We start from the raw sequence: 25,613 nt of genomic DNA on the forward strand, positions 1-25,613 counted from the left end.
GTGATGAAGGCGTCGACTACATTGTTGTTTTCGTTGGCAATATCTTCCTCTGATCACCGGCAATGCTTGAGTTGAAGAACGCTTAGGATGGATGGTAAACGTCAATACTTTAGTAATTGATCCATGTTTTGCACACGAAGTGCGGCCGTGCGCGTGTCCGCCTTGGGTGGTGTGAAAGGGCTCGCGTTGATGACGGGTGCGGGTAAGGTCGGCGACCGGGTTTCCTGCACGAAGCGCGGCAAGGTGAGGTAGGGGCAGAGGACACGCACCACCTTTGCGTAAGCCGGTGTGCCGACGGCTTTACATCTCGTTGCGGAGCAGAAGTAGCGCAGCACAGCAGCCGAGCAGCGGCAGCAAGGTCGCACTTAGCGGAAGCAGTGGCCAGTCGGCGACGATCGCTCCAGAAGAGCGATCCACTCCCAGCGCGACCACGCTGGCCCACAACAAATTTCCGAGCGCCGCGGCGCTCTTCAGCACTGCCAGGAACAAACCGACCGGCGTGGCCTCTCCGTCTGCTGCGCCGGACAGTTCCCGATGTACCGTTTCGGTCAGTAGGGCCCAGATCGCAAGGTTCATCCCGGCCAGCCCGACACCGAAGATCGCTATCATGATCGTGCCCGCCGTCCCGATCGAAGCGATCGTCAGGCCAGCCATTCCGATGATTGCCATTGCGTAAGCCATGATCGCGATAGTGCGCGATGGCCGGCGTCGCGCGATCGCCATCCAGCCGGGCAGCGCCAGCGATTGGGCCAGGGTCAGCGTCAACAGCGCGGGTCCGGCCCAGCCAGCATCGGCGCGTACCGCCTGCCCATAGAAGGGCAAGGCACGTTGGAAGATCGGCACGAAACTCGCCTGGATTGCGATCAGCAGCAGCAGGCGGCGGAACGGCGGATTGCGCCAGCAGACCGAAAGGGGGCGTGCGGATACACGCCGCGGCGGGTCATCGACGCTCACCGGCAGGTGGCGCGTGGCGAGCAGCGATAGCAACAACGTCGTGACGTAGAGCAGTCCACCCCCTAGCGCACCCGCCGCCAACGATTGGCGCTGCATGGCCAGCGCCGTCAGCGAAAGGCTGGACCCCGACACCAGCGCCAGCAGCGCCACGCCTGCTGCGCTGAACAAAAGGCGAAGACCCGACACCCGCGCCGCGGCTCCAGGTGCACGCGCGACGCGGAGCAGCAAAGTATTGTGACCTACATCGCACAACGAATAGCCAATCCGGCAGATGATGATCGCCGCCGCGATCGCCCATGAGCCCTGGAGGATGAAGATCAGCCAGAAGCCGACGCCGCAGAGCGGCGCGCCGACGATCACGAGCGCTGCCAACTCGTTCGCATGGCCACGCCGGTCGCTCCAACAGGCGACGATCAGGTCGAACGCGGCATCCCACAACAGCGCTGCAGCCAGGATCAGCCCGGCCGTCATCGCGTCGAAGCCGGCCATCGACACCAGGAAGAACAGCATCATGCTCTCGAAGCTGTTCCACACCACGCTTTTGCCGAGATTTCCGGCACTATAGCCCCATTGCACCGCCAGCGAGGCGGGACGAGGGGCGGGGCTGGGCGAGCGGATGAAGATCATGGCCGTAGGAACCTAGCGGAGGTCACTTTCATTTATTTGACGCAGCGAAAATATATTGGCCCACTATGTTGCGCAGCCACCGGCCACAGATCCTGTTGAACGAACCGCAGCGGCGCTTGCTGATGCAGTTACGGATCGAGGGCGCGGCATCGCGCACTCGACTGGCTGAACTGCTGGGCATGAACGGCGCGACGATGACGCGGCTGACCCAGTCGTTGCTCGCACTCGACCTGATCGAAGAGCGAAGTACGAACGAGGCCGTGGCGCGCGGCCGCCCGACGGTGCCGCTGAGCGTGTCGGGGCGCGGCGGCTGGGCGATCGGCGCGACCCCGCATCCGGGCTGGCTCGAACTGGTGATCGTCGATTTCCGCGGCACGCCGCTCGTCCATGACGCGACTTCGTTCGACAGCCCCGATCCTCGGGTGTTCGCGCAAGCCGTCGAGCGGCGATTGCAGGTACTGGCGGCGGCGCACGGCTTCATGCAAGGCAAGTTTCTGGGCATGGGGGTCGCGGTGCCCGGCTATGCGCTGCCGGGCGACCGCAGCCGCCGGATCGTCGTCGACCGGATCGCGGGCTGGAACGGCGTGCCGCTGGCCGAGCTGATCGGTGACGTGCTGGGCATGCCCGTCTGGACCGAGAACGATGCCAGCGCGGCGGCGCTCGCCGAATTTTATCAGGATGGGGTAATCGGTCGTTACCGATCGGTGCTGACGCTGTTTCTGGGGCACGGCATCGGCGGCGGGCTGATCGCGGAGCGCGACCTGTTCCTGGGCGAGCACGGCAATTCGGGGGAGGTCGGCCGGCTTTTTCCCGCGCAGCGCGAGCGGCCGTCCGGCATCGATCTGATCCGCGTGCTGCGGGAGGCCGGCGTTGCGATCGACTCGCTTGCCGAGATCGAGGGATTGCTCGACAAACAGGCGCCGCTGATCGCCACCTGGATCGCGCGGGTGGTCGAACAATTACATCTCGCTGTGATGAGCGGGATCGTGTGGCTCGATCCCGGCGCGGTGGTCATCTCGGGCGCGCTGCCGCTTACGATTATCCGGGAAATCGCCAGTGGCATTAGCGATATGCTGCAAGATCGCACCGACGGGTATCGCTCGACACTGCCTGCGGTTCGCGCCTCGGCTATCGGCAGCCGCGCGGTAGTCGTCGGCGCGGCGATGATCCCGATTCATGCGATCACCTCGCGCTCCTCGACCATTTAATTTCATGTAAGAAAATAAAGCTGTCATTAATCTTGATCATGGGGCCGCCATCGAATGAACAAGGGGGCACGTATGAAGACCAGGTTGTTGATGAGCGCGGCCATGTGCGCCATCCCGATGATCGCAGCGCCGACGATGGCGCAGGCGCAGGCCGCACCGACCGCAACGACGTCGGCACCCGACACCGGGGCGGAAGAGAACGTACCCTCCGACATCATCGTCACTGGCTCCGCACGTCAGCAGCGTCGTTTCGACGTGTCCTATGCCGTCAACTCACTGTCGCAGGCCGACATCCAGAAGCTCGCGCCCAAGAGCACGACCGACTTGATCGGCACCCTGCCGGGTATTCACGCGGAGGCGACCGGCGGCGAGGTGCAGAACATCACCCGCGTGCGCGGCATTCCTACCGATCGTGGCTTCCTGTATTATCAGCAGGACGGGCTGCCGCTGTTCCAGGAACTGGACGGCTGGTTCTTCAATCAGGGCGACGGCATGAACCGGGTCGACCTGATGACCGACCGGATCGAGGTGGTGCGTGGCGGCCCGGCGCCGATTTACGCCAGCACCGCCGCGGCGATCGCCAACGTCATCACCGTGACTGGCACCGACACGACACGCGGCAAGGTGCAGGCGACGATCGGCGACACCGGCTATTACCGGCTCGACGCCTATCAGGCGGGGCCGCTGAGTCAGGACACCTATTATGCGGTCGGCGGGTTCCTGCGCTATGACGACGGCTATCGCAATTCCGGCTTCCCCAGCGACAAGGGCGGGCAGATCCGCGCCAATATCAAGCATGATTTCGACAACGGCTGGATCAAGCTGTCGGGGCAGTATACCGACGACCACAACCTGTTCTATCTGTCGATCCCGACCAACGATCCGCGCGATCCTTCGGTCAGCCTGAACCGCTACATCGACTATTTCACCGGCACGCTGAACACGCCGGCGCTGCGATCGGTGAACATCAAATATCGCGACGGTGCGGGTGTGATCCAGAACCGGCGCGGCGATCTGGCCAACGGACGCCACATGCGCTTTCGGAATGTCGCGCTCGATTACGAAGGCGATTTCGGCGACTGGCATGTCGCCACCAAGGGCGGGGTGACCGCGGGTAAGGTCGATTTCGACGCTTTCTATTCGACATCCAATCCCGTCGACGCGACGACCTTCGCCAGCAACTACCGCGCCGCCGCCACGACCGCGTTCGGCAGCGGGGTAACGCGGCTCGGCTACAGCGTCGCCGGTACCGGCGGTCAGACCGCCTATGATCCCGCGACCGACTCCGGGCTGGTGATGCAGGCGCAATATCGCTCGATCTCCACCGACTTCCATGCGGTGCAGGGCGACCTGTCGGTGACGCGGAAGTTCGAGGGCGGGCTCGGCACGCATGACGTGCGGGTCGGCGTCTATGGCTCGCTATGGGGCCAGACGATGTTCACCGCCTATCAGAATTACCTGATCCAAGTGCGATCGCGCCCCGCGGTGCTGGATCTTGCCGCCTATTCGTCGAGCGGAGCGGTGCTGGGGTACGTCACCGACAATGGCGCGCTCAACGACGCCGCCTCGCTCAATGCGGGTAGCGTCGACGGGCAAGTGCTGTCGCTGTACGGCACCGATAGCTGGGACATCACCGACCGGCTGCGGCTCGACGGCGGCTTTCGCCACGAATGGTATAGCTACAGCGGCTACGGGCGGCCGACTGCGGCCTATAATCTTGGCGATCCGACAACGCTGGCCGATAACGCGACGCGCGGCTTCACCGGTGCGACCAGCACGCTCAAGCTGAAGCAGACGGCGACGAACTGGACGGTCGGCGCCAATTACGACGTCACCGGCCAGACCGGCGTCTATCTGCGTGCCTCGCAACTGGAGGTGCCCGCCAATACCACCATCGCCTTCTCCTATCCCACCCCCGCGGTCGTCGCGACCAAGGCCAAATTGTACGAGGCGGGCGCGAAGTTTGCGGTGGGTGGCTCGTACCTTTACATCACCGGCTTCTACACCAAGTTCGATCCGCTGAACGCCAGCTTCGCGGGCTTCAACCCTGCGACCGGCCGCGCCGACGTCACGACCAACTTCATCGGCACCGCCGAGACGAAGGGGATGGAGGCGGACGGCCGCCTGCGCCTGCCCGGGCCCTTCTCGCTGGCCGGGTCGGCGACGTTCCAGAAGCCACGCTACCTGAATTTCAGCAGCAACACCGGGCTGGACGGCAGCCGCGCGAACGGCAAGCAGATCATCCGCGAGCCCAAGCTGTTCCTGAACATTCGTCCCACCGCCGACTTCGACATCGGGGCGGCGCAGGTCAGCATCTACGGCCGTTATGACTATGTCGGACGACGCTACACCGACTTCTTCAACTCCACCGCATTGCCCGCCTACGGCTCGTTCGGCCTCGGCGGGACGGTAACGACCGGCGCATGGCAATTCCAAGTGGTCGGCGACAACATCACCAACGCGCACGGCTTTACCGAAGGAAACACCGCCGGCGACCGGTTCGGGCAGGGCGTGCCGACCGCGATCTTCGGCCGCCCGCTGTTCGGGCGCAACGTCCGCCTGATCGTCAGCCGCAAATGGTGAGCCGCCGCTGATTGCGGCGACGCATCGATGGCGGGACGGTCACACACAACCGTCCCGCCGCTCTCCCAGACAGTCGGACCTTGCTTATGACCCCCCGTCTTCTTCTTGCCGCCACGGCATGTCTTGTTTGTAGCGCGGCGCACGCTGCGCCCGTCGACACGCTGCGCCGTATTCGCGATCCGCGCGGCGGGCTGATCGTCATCGCGCATCGCGGCTGTCACGAGCGCGCGCCGGTGCGGGGGCTTGGCCCCACGCCCGAGAACTCCGCCGCCGCGCTGGTGCAATGCGCGACGCTGGGTGCCGACGTCATGGAGACCGACGTGCGCCGCAGTCGGGACGGCTATCTCGTCATCATGCATGACGACAGCGTCGACCGGACCACCAGCGGGACCGGCAAGGTCGCCGACCTGACGCTCGCGAAGTTGAAGGCGTTGCGGCTGCGTCAGGACGAGGGTGGGGCGGATGCGGCTCTGACCGATCAAGCCGTGCTGACGCTCGATGAACTTCTGACGCTGGCGAAGGACCGGGTCGTCCTGAACCTCGACGTCAAGGATGCGATCTACGGCGAGGTGGTCGACGCAGTCCGCCGGGCGGGTGCGCAGGATCGGGTGATCGTGAAGACCTTCGCGGGACGCGCATCGGTGCCGTTGGCCGCGATCACCCCCTATGATCAGGTGCCATTCGTCGTAATTCCGCTCGCCGCCACGCCGGATGCCTCGGACGTACCGGCCATTGTTGATCGGCAGACCGACGCCCCGATCAAGCCGCTGGCCATCGAACTTCCGGTCTTGCCGCTTTCGGCACTGCCGGCGGTGATGGCGCGCGCGCAGGCGCGGGGCGTGCCGGTCTGGATCAACACGTTGTTCAAGGGCTTCGTGATCGGCATGGGCGGCGACCCCGAGGCGCGTCGCCAACCGACGGCGGTCTGGGGGCGTCTCGCCGACATGGGAGCGCGGCTATTCCAGACAGACGCGGTGGAGGCATTGGTCCTTTACCGGAGCGAGCGAGTGCGGGGCGGCAAGTGAGGGTGCCGGTTCGGAAGGAAGGGCAGAACGACCGATCTTCCGAGCTGGCGCCGACAACGCGATAGGGGGAGGCGCTTGGTTGGACGGGAAGCAACCGGGTGCCACACGGCTAAGACAACGTCCTCTCGACTTGCCTAGATGCTGTCGATGGCTGATCCTTTCCCGGATGCCCATCGCGATATCGATCCACCTGCGGGATCAAGCGGCGCACCGAAACGCCGCCGCGCGGGTTTCATCACCTTCATGCGAGACCATCGCGCGTAAACCGTTGGTGCCGACTGCTGGCTACGCCCTCGCTGCTCGACGGCGATGATGACCGTCCTAACGTGGGTCAGCAGCAATCTTTTGTCACCAAGAATGGTGGGGCGCGTTAATGACGACAAATTGCGACTGAGGTTCCTTGTTAATGCCGTTACCCGCCGATCGTCACGCCATCCTCGAAGCCAATCGAACCCTGAAGATGGCCCGCTCCGCCCACGCCTATGTTCGCGGCAACACGGCAAAGTTTTACGAGTGGCTGGCGGCTTCGCCGATCGCCGCCCGCGTGCCGGTCGGGCCGGCGATCTGGATCTGCGGCGATTGTCATCTCGGGAACCTCGGCCCCTTGGCGAATGGAGATGGCCGCATCGAGGTGCAGATCCGCGATCTCGATCAGGCCGTTATCGGCAATCCAGCGCACGATCTGATCCGGCTCGGCCTGTCACTGGCGACCGCGGCGCGCGGCTCCGACTTGCCGGGCGTTACGACGGCCCGAATGATGGAAGGGATGGTTGAAGGCTATGCCGCAGCAATCCACGATCCGACCAGCGGCGATGCCGGCGTCGAACCCGATGTCGTGCGCAGCATCAAGCGCGCGGCGATCGGGCGTCGCTGGCGTCATCTGGCCAAGGAACGGCTCGACGCGGTCGAGCCCTGCATCCCGCTCGGCAAGAAGTTCTGGGCCTTGGCGGACGAGGAGCGTGCGGCGCTGAAGGCGTTGTTCGAGGATCCGCAGGTCGTGCAATTGGTGCTGTCGTTGAAGGGCAAACCCGCTGACCGCGAAGTGCGCCTTGTCGACGCCGCCTATTGGATGAAGGGCTGCAGTTCGTTGGGGTTGATGCGCTATGCCGCGATCGTCGGCGTGAAAACCAGCAAGGGGCGCTGGTCCTATGCGCTCGTCGATCTGAAGGAAGCAGTCGCGCCCATCGCGCCGAGTGCCTCGGGCGCCACGATGCCTTCCGACAACGGCGACCGCGTCGTGGCGGCCGCGCGCGCGCTGTCACCGCATCTTGGCAGCCGCATGTTGGCCGTGCGGATGCTGAAACGCTCGCTGTTCATCCGCGAGTTGGCGCCGCAGGATCTGAAGCTGGAAATCGAGCAGTTCAGCCATGCCGAGGCGGTGCGATCGGCACGTTATCTGGCCTTCGTCGTCGGCAAGGCGCATGCCCGTCAGATGGACTCGTCGACCCGCGAGGCGTGGTGCGACGTTCTGGAGGCCGACCGGCGTAGTGCGATCGATACGCCCTCGTGGCTGTGGGAGAGCGTCGTGTCGCTCGCCGCCAGCCACGAAGCCGGCTATCTCGACCATTGTCGCCGCTACGCGCTCGCGGCTTGATCGATGCGCGGGCGCCGCTCGGCGGCTTACACGCCTACAGCGGGCAGCCGCTCTGGCAACGCTCCAGTTCGACCGGATCGTGCGTGCAGGTGACGGTAATCTCGTCGCGCCGTTCGACCGACAATCGCCGCAGGCGCGCCTGATTGTCCAGGCGACTGGTGACATCAACTTCCATCAGCCGCTGATAGGCCCGCAAACCCGGCGTGCAGCGACGACGCGCACCGCGCATCTCGCCACGGTAGAAATAGGCGTCGCCCGCGTGGAGCAGCCAGCCATCTTTGCGCCGCACCGCCACGCCGGCGTGGCCCCATGTGTGTCCCGGTAGCGGCACAAGCAGGATGTCGGGCGGCAGTCCGTCGAGATCGCGCACGGCGTCGAAACCGAACCACGGTTCACCCGACGCACCATAACGGCGCCACTGCGCAACATCGTTCAACTGGCGCGTGCGCCAGCGGTTGCGCGCAACGATCCCTTCGCGTGGCCCGGTTGCGTCATCATACTCGCGCTGCATGACGTGAACCTTGGCCTGTGGAAAGTCCTCGAGCCCGCCCGCATGATCGAAGTCGAGGTGGGTCGCGATGATGTGCCGCACGTCGCTCGCCCGGTAGCCGAGCGCCTCTACCTGGCGGATCGCGGTGTCGCGCTCATGCAGCCGGATGTTGAGCATCATCCGCCACGGCAGCGTTATGCGTGGCTGCGGATGCTCGTGGGGGTGCGCGACATCGCGCAGCCCGTATCCGGTATCGACCAGCACCAGTCCGTGCGCTCGGGTCTCGATCAACAGACAGTGGCAAACGATGCGCCCGAGCGGCCCCAAGCTACGGCCATCGAACAAGGCCCCGCCGATCGGGCAATCGGTGCCGCAATTCAAATGGTGGATCTTCACGATCCCTCCTTTTCCCTGAAAGCAAAAAGGCGGGATCGTCGCATGTACGGTCCCGCCGATTGCGCGTTCAGCCGATCTGCTTATCCTGCGCTGCACTATCCGGACGTGCCGGTCCGAGGATCGGCTCCTCGCCGAGCGGACGATTCGGGAAGATCGTAAATTCGCCACGACCGTCGATCGACGGACCGCTCGTCCACCGACCCTCGGGAACCGTGCCGTCCGCGGCGGTGGCATAGAAATTGTAGTTGTTCTCCTGATCCTCCAGTTCCTGCGGGAAGGAGTTCGGGATCGGAAGGTTGGCCGAGGGCCCGCCGAGTTCTTCGAGTACGGCCAGCCATTGCTGCTGATGCATCGTGTCACGCGCGATCATGTAGTGCAGCATCTTCTTCATGCCGTCGTCATCGGTTGCATTGAACAGGCGCACCGCCAACACACGGCCGGTGCTCTCCGCGGCGACGTTGCAATACATATCCGCCGCCACATTGCCGCTGGCATAGATGTGACTCATGTTGAACGGCACGCCATCAGAATCCATCGGCATCGCCGCAAGGCCGCCTGACAGCAGGTTCTTGTGGATCAGCCCCTCGATCGAGGCCTTGGCGCTGCCGCCGCCCATCACGGCGCCAACGATCGAGTCGGCCGCGCCCTCTTCCTGCGCGGATGACGGCGCGGTTTCGAGGTTCAGTGCGACGGCGGTCGCCAGCATCTCGATATGGCCGATCTCCTCGGTCGCGGTATGCAACAGCATGTCGCGGTACTTTGGCGTCGGCGCACGGTTGCCCCACGCCTGGAAGAAATATTGCATGCACACGCGGATTTCGCCTTCGACGCCGCCGATCGCCTGCTGCAGCATCCGTGCGAAGCCTGGATTGGGCGTGTCGACCACAACTGGATATTGCAGCCGCTTGTCATGATAATACATAGATCAACCTTCTGTTGGAGAGGTGGATTGACAAGTCTCGAACAGATCACGCGGCGCAAAGTGTTCTTGTTGATGGGTGGAAAGTGTATGATCTGGCTCAATGGTGCCGGCTGAGGCGAGTTGAAACAAGGCGACGAAGCCAAGGATCATAGAAGTTGCTGATGAATGTCGTTGATGCTTGATAGGGACATCGATCGTTGGCTAGCCTGGTGATCCAGCGATGTTGACGGGAGCCGGGTCGTTCGTGCCGTCTCGCTCGTTGACCAGCCATGTCGACCCAAGCGAACAAGCCAATCGGTGATCGTTCCATCTGGCTGCCACGGCGCCTTCTGGTGACGAGATCGGCGCTGCTGTTTCCGCATGGGCGCGCGATCGTCTCACGGGCCGAGGCACTTGGCGTCGACATCGTTCAGCTCGCCGGTGACCGCCTGTCGCTCGATTTGCCCGACGATCCGCGCCGGGTTTATGCCAACGCCAAGTCGACGCTCGCAGTCGTCGTCGCACCGCCCTCGAAGCGCCGGCTTCAGCCCATCGCCCCGAGTGCCGACTGGCGCATCGATCTGGCGGAGGGCTGCCCTGCGCATTGTAGCTACTGCTATCTCGCCGGTTCGCTGAAGGGCCCGCCGATCACGCGCACCTACGCCAACCTGGACGAAGTTCTCGCCGGCATTCCGGCCTACGAAGGGCAGGGCACGGTCACCTCCCACAGCCGGTACCGCGCGCATGAGGGGACGACGTTTGAGGCGTCCTGTTATACGGACCCGCTGGCGCTGGAGCCGATCACCGGTTCGCTGTCGGCGACAATTGAATGGTTTGGGCGGTGGGATGCACCGGTGCAGCTTCGCTTCACCAGCAAGTTCGCAAATATCGCTCCGTTGATCGACATCGATCATCAGCGGCGAACCCGAATGCGCGCGTCGATCAACCCGGTCATGTTCGCGCGCTTCGAGGGCGGCACCGCGCCAGTCGAGCAGCGGCTACGGGCACTTCGTGAGATGGCGCTCGCGGGCTATCCGGTCGGCCTGACGATTGCTCCCATCATCGCTGCCGAGGGATGGCAGGACGCCTATGGGAGCCTGCTGGCGCAGGCTGCGGCTATGCTCGCGGATGTGAGCGATGATTTGACGATCGAACTCATCACGCACCGCTTCAATGCAGGATCGAAGGCGGTGCTGCAGAGCTGGTACCCTGGCTCATCGCTGGACATGAGCCCGGTCAACCGCGTCACCAAGCGGACGAAATTCGGCACCGAGAAGGAGGTCTACGACGCCGTGACGATGCGCGCGTTGCGCAATTTCTTTGAGGAGCGGATCGCCGCGCTGCTGCCGGCGGCGCGCATTCTGTACTTTACGTGAGCGCCGGTAGCTTCATCGGTTGAGCGGCGAGTGTTCGAAGTCGCGCAACAACGCGGCGACATCGTCGTAGATCGCGAGCGCCCCGGCGCCGGTCAGCGCCTCGTCGCCGAACTTGCCCGACCGTACCGCGACCGCGCCGATACCGCATTTCGCCGCCGCCTCGACGTCATACGGCGTATCACCGACGACGATTACCTCGCTGGCGGTCAGCGGCGCCAGCTTACGCAACGCGACCGAGAAGATGTCGGGCGCGGGCTTGGTCTTCTCGACGTCGTCGGAGGTGGTCGATAGCGCCACGAATGGGCGGATATTTAGCAAGTCGAGATAATGGTCGCGTTCGCTTCCCGATGCCGAAGACGCGAGCACGACCTCTCGTCCGCTTTCCGCAACCTTCTCGATCAGAGCGCGCGCATCTCGGAACGGCGCAATCTCTTCGAGATAGCGCGACTTGAAGATATCACCGTGCAGCTTGCCCATCTTCTCGACATCTGCGGGATTGGCATCGGGAAGAAGTGTCGGCACGAGCATGTCGGTGCCCTTGCCGATCTGGTCGTGAACCCGCCGGTCGGTAAAGTGCGCGCCGACGTCGCGGAACACCGTTTGCCAAGCGGCAACATGTTCGTCGTTGCTGTCGACCAGCGTCCCGTCGATGTCGAACAAAACTGCCTTGATCTTCATGCGCTATCGCTCCCGTAAGAACCGCCAACGCGCCATGTCGTGTAACGGGGGCGTGAGGGTCGACGGCCGTCGTGCGATCGATCGGTCTGGTAAGGTGGACACGCACATCTGTGCCACGGCGCGCCGATCATGCTAAGATGGCATGCATGTCGAAATCCCTCAGCACTGCCGGCACCGTCGACGTCGATGGCGCCACGTACGATTGGCGCCTCCAGCGTGAACCTCACCTGTCGGATGACGAGGGCTGGAAGGGGATGACGATCGCTCTGCTGCAACGGAATGCCAAGCGCGAGGTGATGCTCGAGTTTCCGCCGCCGAAGCGCCTGCTGAAGGGCTTGCCGCGCGGGCGATTGCAGCTTGACGACGCCACGATCACGCGCTGCGTCCGCGCCGCGCTGTTGGCAGGCTGGGAGCCGACGTCGCGCGGGCGGCCGGTGGTGATGACAGTGGACGCGGAAGGCAATTAGGAAGCGTCGCCCCGATCCAGGTGGAAGCGGGATCGCGTGTTTTCATTCTGTTCCCACGGCCCTATATAGACAGCGATGACCTCGTCGACGCGCGCGATAGATGACCGGGCCCCGCCGAGGCGGTGGCGTAATGCTTGACCTCTTCGACGCTCCCCTCCTGCCGGGGCTTAGCATCCGCGATGACCTGATCGATGCCGACGAAGCACGAATGCTGATCGAACGCATCGACGCGACCGGCCTGACTCCGTTTCGGTTCCAGTGCTGGACCGGCAAACGTCTGACCACGTCTTTCGGATGGGACTACGATTTCACCGTCGGGCGGCCGACCCAGGCGCCCCCGCTGCCCGACTGGCTCCGTCCTTTTCGCGAGCGTGCCGCGACGTTCGCGGGGCTCGATCCCGGTGTCCTGATCCAGGCGTTGCTGATCCGCTACGACCCAGGGGCGGGGATCGGTTGGCACCGCGACCGGCCGATCTACGGACATATCCTCGGCCTCTCGCTCGGTGAGCCAGCTGTGATGCGATTTCGGCGGCGGCGCGCAGACGGGTTCGACCGCGCATCGGTCCCGCTCACGCCACGCGGCGCCTATCACATGAGCGGACCTGCGCGTCATGAATGGGAACATAGCATCGTCGAGATGGTGCGGCCGCGCTGGTCCATCACCTTTCGCAGTCTCGCGAACCAGGCATGACGGTCGAAACTGCTGGAGCGCCGCTAAGTCCTGACTTTGTTGTCCTCGACGTCGAAACTGCCTGTTCGCGCGTCAGCAGCATCTGCCAGGTCGGCATCGTCGGCTTCAAGGACGGGGTCGAGATTTTTGAATATGAGACGCTGATCGATCCGCTCGACGACTTCTCGCCGTTCAACACACGTGTCCACGGCCTCACGTGTGATCATGTCTTCGGCGCGCCCACGTTCGGCGATGTGCATGCCGCCATCGACGGGCACCTATCCGGCCGGATCACCGTCGCGCACTCCTTCTTCGACAAGGGCGCGTTGAGCGCAGCCTGCGCCACACACGGACGAGCGGCAATCGAGACGACGTGGCTCGACAGCGTCAGGGTCGCCAAGCGCGCGTGGCCCGAATTGCCCAGTCACAGGTTGAACGTGCTGTCGAAGTTTCTCGGCGTCCGGCACAAGCATCATGACGCGCTGAGCGACGCGCGCGCCGCCGGAATGGTGATCGTACGCGCGATCGAGCACACCGGGATCGGGCTCGCCGGATGGCTCGCATCGGCAAACGGGCGTCAGACGACCGCGCCCAAGCCCGCGGCGAGCGGGCCGCTGAAGGGCGAGCGCGTGGTGATCCTCGGTGCGGCGCGCGACGGCGAACTCGCACGAACCTTGGCGGCAGCTGGTGCGCGGATCATGGCGGCGGTCGGCACCACCACCACCAAGCTGGTCATCAGCAACGCGCAGCCGTTCGGCCGTTTCGTTACCGCCCATGCCGAGTATCGCCGCGCCGAGGCGCTGCGCAAAGGCGGCACCTTGATCGAGATCGTGGCCGAAGAAGAGCTTCGTCGCGGGATCGATCCGGGCATTTAATGACAAGACTCGCGGAAACTCCAGGAATTACAACGATCTGTGTTGCGATCAGCGTCGACGGCTGCGACGATGCACTTCTTTCAGTCAGGCAGGTTCACGATGCGGATGATCGACGTGAGAAACGCGCTTGCAACGGCCATCATGTTCGTTACCGCCGCGGGGCCAACCCACGCCGCGGCACAAGCCGCGCCGCCGCCTGACCGTCGCGACTTCGCCAGCGCGAGAGAGGTACAGGCGCAGGTCGCCGCCATGCTTGCCGGTATGAAAGCGGGGCAGGGCTTTGCGTGGCGCCCGCTTGTCGAGGATGCATCGCATTCGGTCGCCATCGAGATCTGGAAGAAGCCCGGTCGGCCGGCGGTTCATCCTGCAGAGGCCGAATATGCCGTGGTGCTCGAAGGCGCCGGCACGTTGATATCGGGTGGCACATTGATCGCACCGGCGACACGTCGCGAAGGATTGGTGGAAGGCGAGCGCATCGAGGGCGGAGCGACCCGGGCGCTGCGCAAAGGCGACGTGCTCCTGATCCCGGCCGGGGTGCCGCATTGGTTCGGCATCAATGGCGAACGGCTCGTCCTGCTCGGCACGAAGCTGCCCGCCCGCTGACCGGCTACGCCGCCTTCTCCAATCGCCCGAGCAACCGCCCCAGCCCGGCGACCGGCACCGCTTCCGAAAACAGGAAGCCTTGAAGCTCGTTGCAGCCGGCATGTTCGAGGAAGGTGCGCTGCATTCCGGTTTCGACCCCCTCGGCGGTGACCAGCAACCCCATTGCATGGCCCAGCCGGACCACCGCATGGATGATCGCCGCCGCGTCGTCCGCTTCGCCCAGTCGCCGGATGAAGCTGCGGTCGATCTTGATCTTGTCCACCTCGAATTTGCTCAGGTAGCTCAGGCTCGAATAGCCGGTGCCGAAGTCGTCGAGCGCGATCCGGAAGCCGGCCCGGCGCAGCGCCGTCAAGGTCGCGCGCACCACCTCGTCATTATCCAGCAGAACGCTTTCGGTCACTTCGAGTTCGATCTGCTGCGCGCGTGCGCCGGTTTCGCGAATGATCGCGATCAGCTCGGCCGCCAGCGTGCGCGAGCGGAACTGCACCGGCGAGATGTTTACCGCGACCGACAGGCCCGGCCACGTCATCGCCACGCCGCACGCGTCACGCAGGACGCGTCGGGTCAGCGCGCCGATCAATCCGCTTTCCTCCGCCACGCTGACGAAGGCGGCGGGGGCAAGCCAACCACGGCGCGGATGCTGCCAGCGCAGTAACGCCTCGACACCGATCACGCGCGTGCCGGTGCCGTCCATCTGCGGTTGATAATGGACGCACAATTCGCCCTCGCGGGTGATCGCCACGCGCAGGTCGTCCTCGATTTCGCGGCGCAGCTTGACGCTCTCGTCCATATCGGCTGCGAAGAAGCGATAGCGATTCCGTCCATCGGCCTTCGCCCGGTACATCGCGATGTCGGCGGTGCGCAGCAACTCGGTGCGTTCGCCTTGCGCGTCGCGGAAACAGGTGATGCCGATGCTCGCGCCGATATGGACGTTGGCGCCCAGCACGACGAACGGCTCGCGCAGCGCGCTCACCATTGCGCTCGCAAGGGCCCCGATCGCTGCTTCGTCGGCGCGGGCGGTTAGCAGCACGGCAAATTCGTCACCACCCAACCGCGCGACAAGATCGCCGGGCATGACCAGCGCATCCAGCCGGATCGCCACCTGTCGGATCAGATGATCGCCACCCAGATGGCCCAGCGTATCGTTGACCTGCTTGAAGCGATCGAGATCGATGAGCAGCACCGCGTTCACGCCAGCCGCGGCCCCGGTGCCGAGCATATCATCCAGCGTGGTGACCAGTCGCGCGCGGTTGGCCAATCCGGTCAGCGTGTCGTGATAGGCGAGGCGGTGCGCCTGCGCTTCCTTGGCCTGCAGCTCGAGATGCGCGACCTTGAGCTGGTCGAGCGAGGCTGCATCCCGGCGCATCAGGCGCCCGACCCCGACGAGCAGCGCCGCGACCGTCGCCAGCAGACCGGCGAGAACCGCCCCGGCCGTCGGCACCATCGCCTTCCACACCGCTTCGCCCGGCCGATCCGGTTGCCATGCCAGCGTGCCGATCCGCTTGCCGATATTGCTGGTCAGCGGCACGCTCGCCTCGCCCTCACGCGGTGCGCCGGTGGTGGCGCGCGCGCCAGCCAGCAGACGAACCGAAGCGAGCCGCTGCGCGAACGAACGATCGAGATAGCGGACGCTTAGCAACAGCGGCGCCGGTCCTTTCGGGGCTGGCCCGTCACTGCCGTCCGGGACGATCCGCATGACGCTGACCGCTGCGGGGCGATTGCCGATCCGTGCGATGCCGGTCGCATGAACCGACACCGGCGAGGTGCGGACGCTCGCATCGTCTGCGATTGGCTGTCCTGGCAGACGATCGTGGCGGCCGGGTGTCAGGCGCCTCCGCTCGCGAACCGCGTCGATCAACGACAAGGCGGCGCGCGTGTAGACGATCGAGTCCTGTGGGGGCGCCGCCACACGCACCCCGTCTCGCATCATGTAAACGGCGGTATCGCGGGGCGACAGGATGACGTCAACATCGTGCGCGAACACGAAGTTCAGCCACGTTCCTGCATTGACGTCGACCCAGTCCCAGTTCGGTCGCGGCTTGTAGAGTTCACGCAATAACGGGCTCCACACCGCGACGCCATTCTGGCTTTGCGCAAGCTCGTCGACGACGTCGTCGACCGCCAGCCGCGCCGCTTGGCCTTGCCGCAAGAGCGACACCCGATCGGCCTGGTTCGCCGCGGTGTTCAGCGCGTAGAAGACGGTTGCCGTCAGGCCGAGCGCCAGCATGGCCACGGGCGCGGCGACCGCGGCGATGAACCGCCTGCGCGCCTGCGCTCCCGTATGTTCCCGAATGCTGCGCACGGCGTTGAAATCCCCCCGCTTTTCTCATGGGGAATATTCGTCACCAAAAGGTTAACGTCGTACGGGGAATGCGCGTATGTCGGCTTTTGCACGCCAGAACGAGCGTGCCGGGCGGCCGAAGGCTAGACGGTACAGGTCTTCACGGCCTGTGCCAGCGCGGTCAGCGGATCGCCGACAGGTACGAATTCGTGCGCGAAATAGCCCTGAAATTTGAGGTCGGCGACACTGCGCGCAACTGCTTGCCAGTTGACCTCTTGCGTATCATCGAGGTTGTGACGCCCCGGCACCCCGCCGGTGTGGAAGTGACCAATCCATTTGATGTTCTTCCTGATCGTCGCGATCAGGTCGCCCTCCATGATCTGCATATGATAGATGTCGTAGAGCAGCTTGACGTGCGGGGAGGCGACTTCTTGCGCGACCCGCACGCCCCAGGCGGTGTGATCGGCCATATAGTCGGCGTGATCGACCTTGCTGTTCAGCAGCTCGATGCAGATGGTGACATCGTTGTCCTCGGCGATCCGTTTGATCCGGTTCAGTCCGATGACGGCGTTCGCGGCACCTTCCTCGTCGGACATGCCACGGCGATTGCCGGAGAAGGCGATGACGTTCGGCACCCCGGCTTTCGCGGCTTGCGGAATGCCGACGCGGAACGCCTTTTCGATCGCGTCATGATTCTCGCGGCGATTGAGCCCATTGGGAATCGTCATGTTGTCCGCAGCATAGCCCATCGTGCAGCGTAGGCCGTGCCGGCGCGGCGTCTCGTACTCGCCGGGCTGCAACAGGTCGATGCCCTGCAACCCCATGCGTGCCGCTGCAGCGCACAGGTCATCGAGGGGGATGTTCTGATAGCACCAGCGGCTGACCGACTGTTTGAGGCGGCCGGCCCGCGTGGGAGCAGCGCCCAGGCCCGCGGTGGCGGAAAGGGCGAGAGAAGAAGCGAGCACATTGCGCCGGGTCATCATTCGTACCTGATACGTCAGAAGTCGGTCGCGGCAAAGTGGCGTCCGGTGCGCAAATCGCGAGAATGCTACAGCGCAGACGGATCGAGCGTCACCTGGCCCGATTTGGCGGTCCCTAACGTCTTACCGGAGCCGAGCAGATCCCAGACCTGTCTGGGCGTCGGCATCGCGGCGAAGGAGGGGAGCGCCGACACCTTGCCGTCGACGTCCACCAAGGTCACCGAATAGGCGCCGGTCTTCTCGACCTGACCCATCAGGGAAGGGGCGACGTTCATGACCCGCCCGGCATCGTGCAGCGCGAGCGAATAGCCGGATCGCTCATCGTCGGCGCGATACACGCCATAGTCGGGCGTCCCCGCGCCGTCGCGGCACCACGCGACACGCGGGCGCGGCGGCGAGTCCTTGTCGCCCTCCTTTGATCGCGCGACCGCACCGCCGATCAGTGACAGGAGCAGGTCCGAGCCGTTCGGTTTCACCTGCTTGGCCTTTTTAAAGGTGAGCGGCGCCGTGCAGGGCTTGACCGGCGCGATGCTGGCCGCGGCCGTCCCGGTCGGGATGGGCCAGCGGATCGCCTTCACCATGTCGAGCAACTGCGTATCGAGTTGCTGCGACGTGAGCGCGCGAGCGGTCATCCGGATCGTGGCGATCCATTCGCCCACCGGCACGACGACGAGGGCGGTGCTGCGAAACGGGCCGCCGGCGATCGCATAGTCCTGCCGCAGCGCATTGGCGGCGCCGTTGCCATATGCCGTGAAGCTGACGGGGTCGGCGGTGGCGGGCGCCGCGCTGCGAAACATGTCGCGGCTCTCGAGCGTGGCGCGCGCTCGATCGAACCAGATACCCGCATCAGGGATCGCGGGATGGAAGATGTAGATCGTCGCGCTGACGCTGCCGTCCGCCGCGGCGAATTGTGCCGTCACGTCATGCTCGCTCTGCGTTGCGTCGGTAAGGTCGGTGCGCGGCAGTCCGGCGAGCTGCGGCGAGAGGATGATGCCCGTCTCGGCGTGCTTCCAGCCCTTGTCTGCCGGCACCACCAGGTCCCTGGCGGACAACGAAGCCCCGCTGGTCAGCGCCAGCGCGCACAGCAACCACTTCATCTCGGCGTCCCCTTTCGGGGAAGCATGAGCGATCGCGGCGCCGAGGACAAGCTCGGCGCCGGACCGGTCAGCGCGACATCACGCGGGTCACCACTCGACGCCGATCTTGCCGAAGTGCGACGCCCCCATTTCATAGCGGAAGGCATCGGCAAGCGCGTCGAGCGCGAAGCGGCGGTCGATGACCGGGCGCAGCCCGCCCTGTTCGATCGCGCGGACAAAGTCCTGTTGCTCGGCGCGGCTCCCGACGATCAGGCCCTGCAGACGTGCCTGCTTGCTCATCAGCGCCGCGGTCGGCACCTCGCCGCTGGCACCGGTCAACACGCCAATCAATGAAATGTGACCGCCGACCCGCACCGCCTCGATCGACTGCGCCAGCGTTCCCGGCCCGCCGACCTCGACGACATGGTCGACGCCGCGATCGTCGCTCCACGCGCGGATCGCCTTTCCCCACTCGGTCTGGCTTCGATAGTTGAGCACATAGTCCGCGCCTAGCGTGCGGGCCCGCTCCAGCTTCTCGTCCGACGAGGAGGTGATCGCGACGCGCGCGCCCATCAGCTTGGCGATCTGCAACGCCCAGATCGAAACGCCGCCTGTCCCGAGCAGCAACACGGTATCGCCGGCTTTCAGCTTGCCATCGACCACCAGAGCGCGCCACGCGGTCAGCCCGGCGGTGGTGATCGTCGCCGCCTCGACATGGTCCAGCCCCTTGGGCGCACGGGTGAAGGCGGTGGCGGGGCGCACGGCATATTCCTGCGCAAAGCCATCGATGCCGTCGCCGGGGGTGCGCCGGAAATCGCCAATCGTCGGTGCGCCATTCTGCCAGTCGGGGAAGAAGCACGACACGACGTGATCGCCCTCCGCGAATTCGCTGACCTCGGCACCGACCGCCTCGACGACGCCCGCGCCGTCCGCCAGCGGCACCAGGCCATCGGCGGCACCCATCCGGCCGGTGACGACGCCCAGATCGTGGAAGTTGAGCGAGCTGCCGTGCAGCTTCACCCGGATCTCGCCCGGCCCCGGCGCACCCGGATCGGGGCGATCCTCCAGCCGCAGGGTCTCTAGCGCTGCGGGTGCGTGAACGACCATTGCCTTCATCGAAATGTCTCCATCATCGCTGCTCCAACGCGGCGCCGTCGAAGACTATCCCGCCGCGCCCCGCATCGACGGCGAGGCCCGCGCCCGCTGCGGTGAGCCGCCAGACGCGCGCGAACGGCTGATCAATCCCGCCAAAAACAGCAGGAAGCTACGCTAAACGGATTATTGACAACAACCGGCCGTGAGCGCCTAAATTCGTACAAACACAAGGTCGCTGTGCTGCATTCATCGAGGGGGAAGTCGATGATCACCAGTGATAAGCTCGCATCATTGTATCCGCGTGCGCCGAAGGATCGGCTCGACAGCTTCGTGAACGACGGACCGGGCGTGCTCAAACAGGCCGGGATTACCGATACGCCCAATCGACTGTTTTTCTTTCTCGCACAGCTGGGTCACGAGTCGGGTGGCCTGACGATCGTCGAGGAAAATCTGAATTATTCGGCGAAGCGGTTGATGGTGGTGTTTCCAAAGCGCTTTCCGACGCCAGAGGCGGCGGCCTGTGCGGGCAATCCCGAGGCGCTGGGATGCCAGGTTTATGGCGGGCGGCTGGGTAATGCGAAGCTGCCCAGCAAGGACGGCTATCTATTTAGAGGGCGCGGTTACATTCAGCTGACCGGGCGCGCCAATTACACAATCGTCGGTGACAAGGCAGGAATTAAGGATCTGCCCTCCAATCCCGATCGCGCCGCGACACCGGCCAACGCGCTGGCGCTGGCCGCGGCGTTCTGGACGTTGAAGAACATCAACGAGACGGCCGACGCCGACGACTTTGTCGACTGTACGCGCCGGGTGAACGGCGGGCTGATCGGTATCGCCGAGCGGCGCGCGTGGCTGAACAAGGTACGCCGGGTGTTCGCCGATCCGCCCGCGAACCAGCCCGACGCCGCCACCGTGCTCGGGGTGCAGAAACGGCTGGTGAAGCTGGGCTACACCGAAGTGGGGGCGCCCGACGGCGACATCGGACGCCACACGACCTCGGCGATCGCGCGCTTCCGGCAGAAGAACGGGCTTTCGCCGGGCATGATCGACGACCAGCTGCTGACCGCGCTGGGACTGTCGTGAAGCTCACCCTCGGCAGCGCGACGTCGGACCAGACCGAACGCGCGATGGCCGGACAATTGCTGTTCGGCTTCGTCTGTCTGATCCTGCTGGTGCTGTTCGCCGCCGGCTCGGTCGTCTGGGGGCATTTCATCGGCTGGGTGGTGATGACGGTGTGCTGCTCGGCACTCGTCGGCGCGCTGCTGGGGCTGCATTTCGGGCTGCCGATCCACCGTGTCGACGTCACCAACGCGATCAGCCGGGTAAAGGTTACCGCTGCCGAGGTGGCTAAGACCAAGGCTACGACGTCTGTTGCTGACGCGAAGGATGACGAAGTTGAAATTGGTGATGAGGCCCCCGCTACGACTGAGCCGATAGTTGTTCCTTACGCGGAGAGCAGCAGTTTAGAGCAGGTCGCAGACTGGCTAACGAAAATTATCATCGGCGTCACGCTTACGCAGTATGCGAGTTGGGAGCAACGCTTCTTCGAGTTGGCGGTAGACGTCACCGCTAATCTGAACGGGACCCAAGCGCTGCTTGGGCGCTGCATGGCGGATCGCTACAGCGTGGGCCTGTCGCCTGAGCAAGCCAAATCGCTTTTCCCTTTGTGCGCGCGCGCCAGCGGTGGAGCAATCCCTGGTGGCTTGCTGATGGTGACGTTCGCGACGCTGGGATTTTTAATCGCCTATCTCTGGATGCGTAGGTATTTCATCATCGAAATGGTCGTCGCGCGAAACGAGGCGGTCGAGACATTGCGCCAAACGCAACGGCTCCGCAATTTGGCTATTGAGACTATGGGTCGGACCCAGCGCGTAGGGGGGGAAATTGAACTCGCCCGCGTCCGCCAATCGCTCGAGCAATTAAGGGTCGAGGCGGCGGCGGCGAAGCTGAAGTCCGACGCGGATTTTGAGCGTGCGGTTCGCCAGGCCGAGGAGATCAAGGCAGAACTGGCACGCGAACGCGCCTCCTCGCGCGACGACGACAAGCGCAAGCGCGCGGAGAGTCTCGGGACGCTGCAACTGAACGAGAGCACCAACCCGGCCGCCGACGTATTGGCCTATGCCGAAGGCGTGCTGGCGCGTGCACAGCAATTGTTGCCTAACAGCGAGCGCGCGCAGAGCGACATTGCGACGATGCTCGCGCAACTGCCGACGCTGATCCGTTACCCGGACGATCCGTGGCGCGGGCTGTTCGGGGGCAGCATGGAATCACTGGCGGATTCGGTGATGCTGCGTGCATCGGTGAAGCCGCTGGCGCTCAATCCGAACGAGTTCGAAGTGACGCTGACGGTGGAACCGCTCGACCCCGATCGCGTGACGTTGTCGGGGCAGAAGGCATTGTTCTTCCTGCACCCGACCTTCGGGCGCGATCCGCGCGCGGTCTCGTTCGGGCCGGACGGGCGCGCGGTGCTGCCGTTGATCGCGTATGGCGCGTTCACGGTCGGCGTGCTGCTGGAAAGCGGCGAGAAGCTGGAGCTGAACCTCGCCGAAGTGGCGGACGCGCCGCCGATGTTCCGGGTGACCTGATCGAACGGCGTGCATCGAGCTCTCGTCCGATGCACGCCGCCGACCGGGTCAGGTCAGAAGTTGAAGCTCGCGCCCGCGCTGAAGTTGCGGCCGACGAGCCCGGCGTAATGCCAGCTGCTCAGATAGTTCGGGTTGCTGGTATAGGCCGCCGACGCGAGCGGTGCGCGCGCATTGGTCAGGTTCTGGACGTTGAAGAAGAACCGGAAGTCATCGTTCACGCGCAGCGCGACGTTCAGATCGGTGTAGATGAACGGGCGGATGTAGCAGTGATTGGCGGGGTCGCTGCCCGCGACGATCGGCGCCAGCGTGTTCTTGCACGATAGGTCGATCTCGCCGTTCACCGGCGTGATCCGGTCCGCCGCAACCTGCTTGATACTACCGACGTAATAGGTGGTCGCGGTGAGCGAGAAGTTGCCAACCTCCAGCGCGTTCTGCCAGTTGCCGCGGATGCGCGGCGTGCCGCCACCCGACGACAGCTCGTACGGCCCGAGCGTCCCGGCATATTTCTGCACCACGCCCTCCGGCGTGACCAGATCGAGCCGCAGCACACGGATCACGTCGACGCGACTGATGAAGCGGACCTCGTCCCGCAGCTTGACGTTGGCGGTCGCCTGCATGTCGATGCCCGAGCTGACCTGATAATTGGCGTTGACGTAGGGCACGTCGAACACCAGCGGGCGCGGCAGCGCATTCGGGTTTGACGGATCGGGCGCGTCGACGACGTTGCACTTGTAGACTGGGCCGACCGCCGCCAGTGCCGCGCAACCGTCGGTCGCGCTGCTCTTGCTGTAATAGGCGTCGATGGCCGTGCACACCGCGGGTCGCTGACGATCGGCGCCGACTTCTTGATGATGTACTAGTCGGCGCTGGTCCAGCCCGCCCTGCGCTTTATTGCCAGATGCTCACCCGCTGTTCGGGCGGCAGATACATGGCGTCGCCCGGCTTTACGCCGAACGCATTGTACCAAGGCGCGAAATTGCGGACAATGCCGTTGACGCGATATTTGTCGGGCGAATGCGGATCGCTGAGCAATTGCTGCCGCTCCGCCTCTTCGCGCCGCTTGCCCTGCCATGCCTGCGCATAGGCGAGGAAGAAGCGCTGGTCGCCCGTCATGCCGTCCAGCACCGGCGGCTCGCCATGCCGGGCGACATAGCGGCGATACGCGGCGTAAGCAGTTTCCAGTCCACCCAGGTCGGCGAGATTTTCGCCCAGCGTCAGGCGTCCCTTGATCTTGACGCCGGCGATCGGTTCGTACTGGTCGAACTGGTTGGCCAGTCGATCGGCCTGCACATTGTATTTGGCGGCGGTGTCCTTGCTCCACCAGTCGCGCAGGCGACCCTTCTCGTCGAACTGGCGCCCTTGATCATCGAAGCCGTGCCCCATTTCATGCCCGATCGTCGAAGCGCCCGTCTCGGCGTAATTGACCGCAGGATCGGCATTGGCATCGAAGAACGGCGGCTGAAGGATCGCCGCCGGTAGCGTGATCTGGTTCATCGTCGGATCGTAATAGGCGTTCACCGTCTGCGGGGTCATGTACCACAGCCCGCGATCGACCGGCTTCGGAAAACGCTGGAGTTGCAGCCGCCATTGGAAGTCCTGCGCGGCAAGGCTGTTCGCCAGCGGATCGGTGCGGCTGACCTTCAGCGGCGAATAATCGATCCACTTCCTAGGATGGCCGACGCGCGGGTCGAAGGTGGCGAGCTTGGCCAGCGCTGCGGTGCGGGTGGCCGCATCCATCCACGTCGCCGCGTCGATCTTCTCCTTATAGGCGGCCTGCATGTCGGTGACGAGTTCGTCGGCCTTGGCCTGCGTTGCCGGCGACCAGTAACGCTGGACGTAGATTGCGCCGACCGCCTCCCCCAGCGCATCGTCGATCAGCCCCATGCCGCGCTTCCAGCGTGCGCGCTGTTCGGGCACGCCGCGCAGCGTCTTCGAATAGAAGTCGAAATTCGCCTGGTCGAAGGCATGGGGCAGAAAGGGCGCGGCGCTGGAGACGAATTGCGCGGTCATCCATTCCTTCCAGGTCGACAGCGGCACGTCGCCCAGCCGCTTCGACGCCGCCGCCACCGCGCTCGGCTCGGAGACGTTGACCCTGGTGGCGGCGGCAAGCCCCATCGACGCCAGCGTCGGGGTCCAGTCCAGATCCGGCGCGAGCCGCGTCAGTTCGGCGCGCGTCATCGGATTGTGAGTCTTCACCGGATCGCGGCGCTGTTCCGGCGTCCATTGGTCCTGGCTCAGCCGCGTCTCCAGCGCGATAATCCGGTCGGCCTTGGCCGCCGCATCGGCGATGCCCGCCAGTTCCTGGATCTTGATCAGGTACGCGCGATAGGCACGGCGGATCGTGTCGTATTTTTCGCCCGTCAGCAGGTAGTAATCGCGCGTCGGCAAACCCAGACGTGCCTGGCCGCCATCGACCATGTAGCGGGTCGGATCGTCGGCGTCGGTGGAGATGCCGATGTTCACCGGCGAGGAGAAGCCCGGGCGCATCATCAGCTGGACCAGTTGCGGCCGCGTTTGCACCGCATCGATCTGCGCCAGCCACGGCGTGAGCGGTGCCAGCCCGCGTGCCTCGATCGCCTGCTCGTCCATCCATGCGGCGTAGAAGTCGCCGACCTTCCGCGCGGTCGGCGTCGTCGGTGAGGCAGCGGCTTCCTCGACGATCCGGCGAACCTGCCCCTCGATCTCGTCGGGCAGGTCGTAATTATAGCCAGCGCCGACCTTGTCCGCGGGGATCGGGTGATCGCGCAGCCACGTCCCCAGCGCATAGGCGTAGAAGTCGTCGCCCGCCTTCACCTGCCTGTCCATGTTCTGAAGCTCCAGCCCCCACGGCTGGTAACGCGGCTTGCCGTCCTGCGCGGCGAGCAACGTGGGTATGGAGACAAGCGCAAGGGCGAGCAGGGCGGAACGACGCATCATCAACTCCAGAGCGAGGCAGCAACCGACAGCTTAGGCGTGCGCGCGAACCCTCGCCAGCCCAAGCTGAGCCTCATCGAACGGCAAGGTCGGCAGGCATTGCGGCGCATGCCGACGGGATGAAGAACAACTTCTTCCAATTTGCAGTGTTTCGAACACGATTCTATCGACTCCCCGACGCCATTATGTCAGCCTCACGCAGAGTGGAGAGAGATGTCGCGAGCGATCGTCAGTCG

Annotated in this window: 21 protein-coding genes; 11 read left to right on the forward strand and 10 right to left on the reverse strand. The window is 64.7% G+C overall.

Annotation, left to right across the window (positions count from 1 at the left end; genetic code table 11):
- Positions 1-300: 300 nt before the first annotated feature.
- Positions 301-1,581 carry an MFS transporter gene (locus SPHPH_RS0105180; protein ID WP_028965734.1) on the reverse strand — a complete coding sequence of 427 codons (1,281 nt, stop codon included), beginning with the start codon at positions 1,579-1,581 and terminating at the stop codon, positions 301-303.
- A gap of 95 nt (positions 1,582-1,676) precedes the next feature.
- Here SPHPH_RS0105180 and SPHPH_RS18975 point away from each other — a divergent pair, with 95 nt between their 5' ends.
- From SPHPH_RS18975 to SPHPH_RS0105200, 4 genes are all read left to right on the forward strand, one after another.
- A complete protein-coding gene (locus SPHPH_RS18975) occupies positions 1,677-2,789 on the forward strand; it encodes an ROK family transcriptional regulator (protein ID WP_238302909.1) in 1,113 nt (370 codons plus the stop codon).
- 72 nt (positions 2,790-2,861) lie between these two features.
- Entirely contained in the window at positions 2,862-5,372 is a 2,511-nt protein-coding gene (locus tag SPHPH_RS0105190) for a TonB-dependent receptor (protein WP_238302911.1), read from the forward strand.
- Between the two features lie 86 nt (positions 5,373-5,458).
- The gene (locus SPHPH_RS0105195; RefSeq protein WP_028965736.1) at positions 5,459-6,397 is read left to right on the forward strand and encodes a glycerophosphodiester phosphodiesterase family protein; all 939 of its coding nucleotides are present in this window, start codon (positions 5,459-5,461) and stop codon (positions 6,395-6,397) included.
- Between the two features lie 406 nt (positions 6,398-6,803).
- The gene (locus SPHPH_RS0105200; RefSeq protein ID WP_028965737.1) at positions 6,804-7,991 is read left to right on the forward strand and encodes a DUF2252 family protein; all 1,188 of its coding nucleotides are present in this window, start codon (positions 6,804-6,806) and stop codon (positions 7,989-7,991) included.
- Positions 7,992-8,025: 34 nt separating this feature from the next.
- Here the strand turns inward: SPHPH_RS0105200 and SPHPH_RS0105205 are convergent, their stop codons facing one another.
- Together SPHPH_RS0105205 and SPHPH_RS0105210 are read right to left on the reverse strand one after the other, a co-directional pair.
- A complete protein-coding gene (locus tag SPHPH_RS0105205) occupies positions 8,026-8,877 on the reverse strand; it encodes an MBL fold metallo-hydrolase (protein WP_028965738.1) in 852 nt (283 codons plus the stop codon).
- Positions 8,878-8,944: 67 nt separating this feature from the next.
- Positions 8,945-9,799, reverse strand: a complete 855-nt coding sequence (locus tag SPHPH_RS0105210; RefSeq protein WP_028965739.1) for a manganese catalase family protein — start codon at positions 9,797-9,799, stop codon at positions 8,945-8,947.
- A gap of 269 nt (positions 9,800-10,068) precedes the next feature.
- On the opposite strand from SPHPH_RS0105210, the gene SPHPH_RS0105215 reads away from it, so the two are divergent.
- Positions 10,069-11,154 carry an SPL family radical SAM protein gene (locus SPHPH_RS0105215; RefSeq protein WP_051272846.1) on the forward strand — a complete coding sequence of 362 codons (1,086 nt, stop codon included), beginning with the start codon at positions 10,069-10,071 and terminating at the stop codon, positions 11,152-11,154.
- Between the two features lie 12 nt (positions 11,155-11,166).
- On the opposite strand, the gene SPHPH_RS0105220 is transcribed toward SPHPH_RS0105215, so the two are convergent.
- Entirely contained in the window at positions 11,167-11,832 is a 666-nt protein-coding gene (locus SPHPH_RS0105220; RefSeq protein ID WP_051272847.1) for an HAD family hydrolase, read from the reverse strand.
- A gap of 146 nt (positions 11,833-11,978) precedes the next feature.
- Here SPHPH_RS0105220 and SPHPH_RS0105225 point away from each other — a divergent pair, with 146 nt between their 5' ends.
- The 4 genes from SPHPH_RS0105225 to SPHPH_RS0105240 all read left to right on the forward strand — a co-directional run bounded on the left by SPHPH_RS0105225 (position 11,979) and on the right by SPHPH_RS0105240 (position 14,447).
- Positions 11,979-12,299, forward strand: a complete 321-nt coding sequence (locus SPHPH_RS0105225; RefSeq protein WP_028965742.1) for a hypothetical protein — start codon at positions 11,979-11,981, stop codon at positions 12,297-12,299.
- Between the two features lie 130 nt (positions 12,300-12,429).
- The gene (locus tag SPHPH_RS0105230) at positions 12,430-12,990 is read left to right on the forward strand and encodes an alpha-ketoglutarate-dependent dioxygenase AlkB (protein ID WP_028965743.1); all 561 of its coding nucleotides are present in this window, start codon (positions 12,430-12,432) and stop codon (positions 12,988-12,990) included.
- Entirely contained in the window at positions 12,987-13,844 is an 858-nt protein-coding gene (locus SPHPH_RS0105235) for a 3'-5' exonuclease (RefSeq protein WP_028965744.1), read from the forward strand. Before SPHPH_RS0105230 ends, SPHPH_RS0105235 begins: the two co-directional genes overlap by 4 nt.
- A gap of 99 nt (positions 13,845-13,943) precedes the next feature.
- A complete protein-coding gene (locus tag SPHPH_RS0105240) occupies positions 13,944-14,447 on the forward strand; it encodes a cupin domain-containing protein (protein WP_028965745.1) in 504 nt (167 codons plus the stop codon).
- Between the two features lie 4 nt (positions 14,448-14,451).
- On the opposite strand, the gene SPHPH_RS18980 is transcribed toward SPHPH_RS0105240, so the two are convergent.
- From SPHPH_RS18980 to SPHPH_RS0105260, 4 genes are all read right to left on the reverse strand, one after another.
- Complete coding sequence (locus tag SPHPH_RS18980; RefSeq protein ID WP_051272848.1) at positions 14,452-16,749, reverse strand: putative bifunctional diguanylate cyclase/phosphodiesterase; 2,298 nt, start codon at positions 16,747-16,749, stop codon at positions 14,452-14,454.
- Between the two features lie 122 nt (positions 16,750-16,871).
- Entirely contained in the window at positions 16,872-17,708 is an 837-nt protein-coding gene (locus SPHPH_RS0105250) for a hydroxypyruvate isomerase family protein (protein ID WP_028965746.1), read from the reverse strand.
- A 68-nt stretch (positions 17,709-17,776) separates the two neighbouring features.
- Positions 17,777-18,805: a hypothetical protein gene (locus SPHPH_RS0105255; protein ID WP_028965747.1), complete on the reverse strand. Its 1,029-nt coding sequence runs from the start codon at positions 18,803-18,805 to the stop codon at positions 17,777-17,779.
- An 87-nt stretch (positions 18,806-18,892) separates the two neighbouring features.
- A complete protein-coding gene (locus tag SPHPH_RS0105260; protein WP_028965748.1) occupies positions 18,893-19,900 on the reverse strand; it encodes a zinc-dependent alcohol dehydrogenase family protein in 1,008 nt (335 codons plus the stop codon).
- Between the two features lie 243 nt (positions 19,901-20,143).
- Here SPHPH_RS0105260 and SPHPH_RS18985 point away from each other — a divergent pair, with 243 nt between their 5' ends.
- The gene (locus tag SPHPH_RS18985; RefSeq protein WP_051272849.1) at positions 20,144-20,962 is read left to right on the forward strand and encodes a peptidoglycan-binding protein; all 819 of its coding nucleotides are present in this window, start codon (positions 20,144-20,146) and stop codon (positions 20,960-20,962) included.
- A complete protein-coding gene (locus SPHPH_RS0105275) occupies positions 20,959-22,464 on the forward strand; it encodes a pYEATS domain-containing protein (protein ID WP_028965749.1) in 1,506 nt (501 codons plus the stop codon). The genes SPHPH_RS18985 and SPHPH_RS0105275 overlap by 4 nt, the downstream gene beginning before the upstream one ends.
- Before the next feature lie 53 nt (positions 22,465-22,517).
- Here SPHPH_RS0105275 and SPHPH_RS0105280 read toward each other — a convergent pair whose 3' ends face one another.
- Together SPHPH_RS0105280 and SPHPH_RS0105285 are read right to left on the reverse strand one after the other, a co-directional pair.
- Complete coding sequence (locus SPHPH_RS0105280) at positions 22,518-23,279, reverse strand: porin family protein (RefSeq protein WP_028965750.1); 762 nt, start codon at positions 23,277-23,279, stop codon at positions 22,518-22,520.
- 73 nt (positions 23,280-23,352) lie between these two features.
- On the reverse strand, positions 23,353-25,380 hold the full coding sequence (locus SPHPH_RS0105285; RefSeq protein WP_028965751.1) for a M13 family metallopeptidase: 2,028 nt from the start codon (positions 25,378-25,380) through the stop codon (positions 23,353-23,355).
- Positions 25,381-25,613: the final 233 nt, after the last annotated feature.

The sequence above is a fragment of the Sphingomonas phyllosphaerae FA2 genome, assembly GCF_000427645.1.
In the GTDB taxonomy this organism is placed as follows: Bacteria; Pseudomonadota; Alphaproteobacteria; order Sphingomonadales; family Sphingomonadaceae; genus Sphingomonas; species Sphingomonas phyllosphaerae.

What these genes read in the sequence shown, in the direction of transcription:
- SPHPH_RS0105180 (WP_028965734.1), bottom strand. Translation starts at nt 1,581, where the DNA reads ATGATCTTCATCCGCTCGCCCAGCCCCGCCCCTCGTCCCGCCTCGCTG.
- SPHPH_RS0105190 (WP_238302911.1), top strand. Translation starts at nt 2,862, where the DNA reads ATGAAGACCAGGTTGTTGATGAGCGCGGCCATGTGCGCCATCCCGATG.
- SPHPH_RS0105195 (WP_028965736.1), top strand. Translation starts at nt 5,459, where the DNA reads ATGACCCCCCGTCTTCTTCTTGCCGCCACGGCATGTCTTGTTTGTAGC.
- SPHPH_RS0105200 (WP_028965737.1), top strand. Translation starts at nt 6,804, where the DNA reads ATGCCGTTACCCGCCGATCGTCACGCCATCCTCGAAGCCAATCGAACC.
- SPHPH_RS0105210 (WP_028965739.1), bottom strand. Translation starts at nt 9,799, where the DNA reads ATGTATTATCATGACAAGCGGCTGCAATATCCAGTTGTGGTCGACACG.
- SPHPH_RS0105215 (WP_051272846.1), top strand. Translation starts at nt 10,069, where the DNA reads ATGTCGACCCAAGCGAACAAGCCAATCGGTGATCGTTCCATCTGGCTG.
- SPHPH_RS0105220 (WP_051272847.1), bottom strand. Translation starts at nt 11,832, where the DNA reads ATGAAGATCAAGGCAGTTTTGTTCGACATCGACGGGACGCTGGTCGAC.
- SPHPH_RS0105225 (WP_028965742.1), top strand. Translation starts at nt 11,979, where the DNA reads ATGTCGAAATCCCTCAGCACTGCCGGCACCGTCGACGTCGATGGCGCC.
- SPHPH_RS0105230 (WP_028965743.1), top strand. Translation starts at nt 12,430, where the DNA reads ATGCTTGACCTCTTCGACGCTCCCCTCCTGCCGGGGCTTAGCATCCGC.
- SPHPH_RS0105235 (WP_028965744.1), top strand. Translation starts at nt 12,987, where the DNA reads ATGACGGTCGAAACTGCTGGAGCGCCGCTAAGTCCTGACTTTGTTGTC.
- SPHPH_RS0105240 (WP_028965745.1), top strand. Translation starts at nt 13,944, where the DNA reads ATGCGGATGATCGACGTGAGAAACGCGCTTGCAACGGCCATCATGTTC.
- SPHPH_RS0105250 (WP_028965746.1), bottom strand. Translation starts at nt 17,708, where the DNA reads ATGACCCGGCGCAATGTGCTCGCTTCTTCTCTCGCCCTTTCCGCCACC.
- SPHPH_RS0105255 (WP_028965747.1), bottom strand. Translation starts at nt 18,805, where the DNA reads ATGAAGTGGTTGCTGTGCGCGCTGGCGCTGACCAGCGGGGCTTCGTTG.
- SPHPH_RS0105260 (WP_028965748.1), bottom strand. Translation starts at nt 19,900, where the DNA reads ATGAAGGCAATGGTCGTTCACGCACCCGCAGCGCTAGAGACCCTGCGG.
- SPHPH_RS18985 (WP_051272849.1), top strand. Translation starts at nt 20,144, where the DNA reads ATGATCACCAGTGATAAGCTCGCATCATTGTATCCGCGTGCGCCGAAG.
- SPHPH_RS0105285 (WP_028965751.1), bottom strand. Translation starts at nt 25,380, where the DNA reads ATGATGCGTCGTTCCGCCCTGCTCGCCCTTGCGCTTGTCTCCATACCC.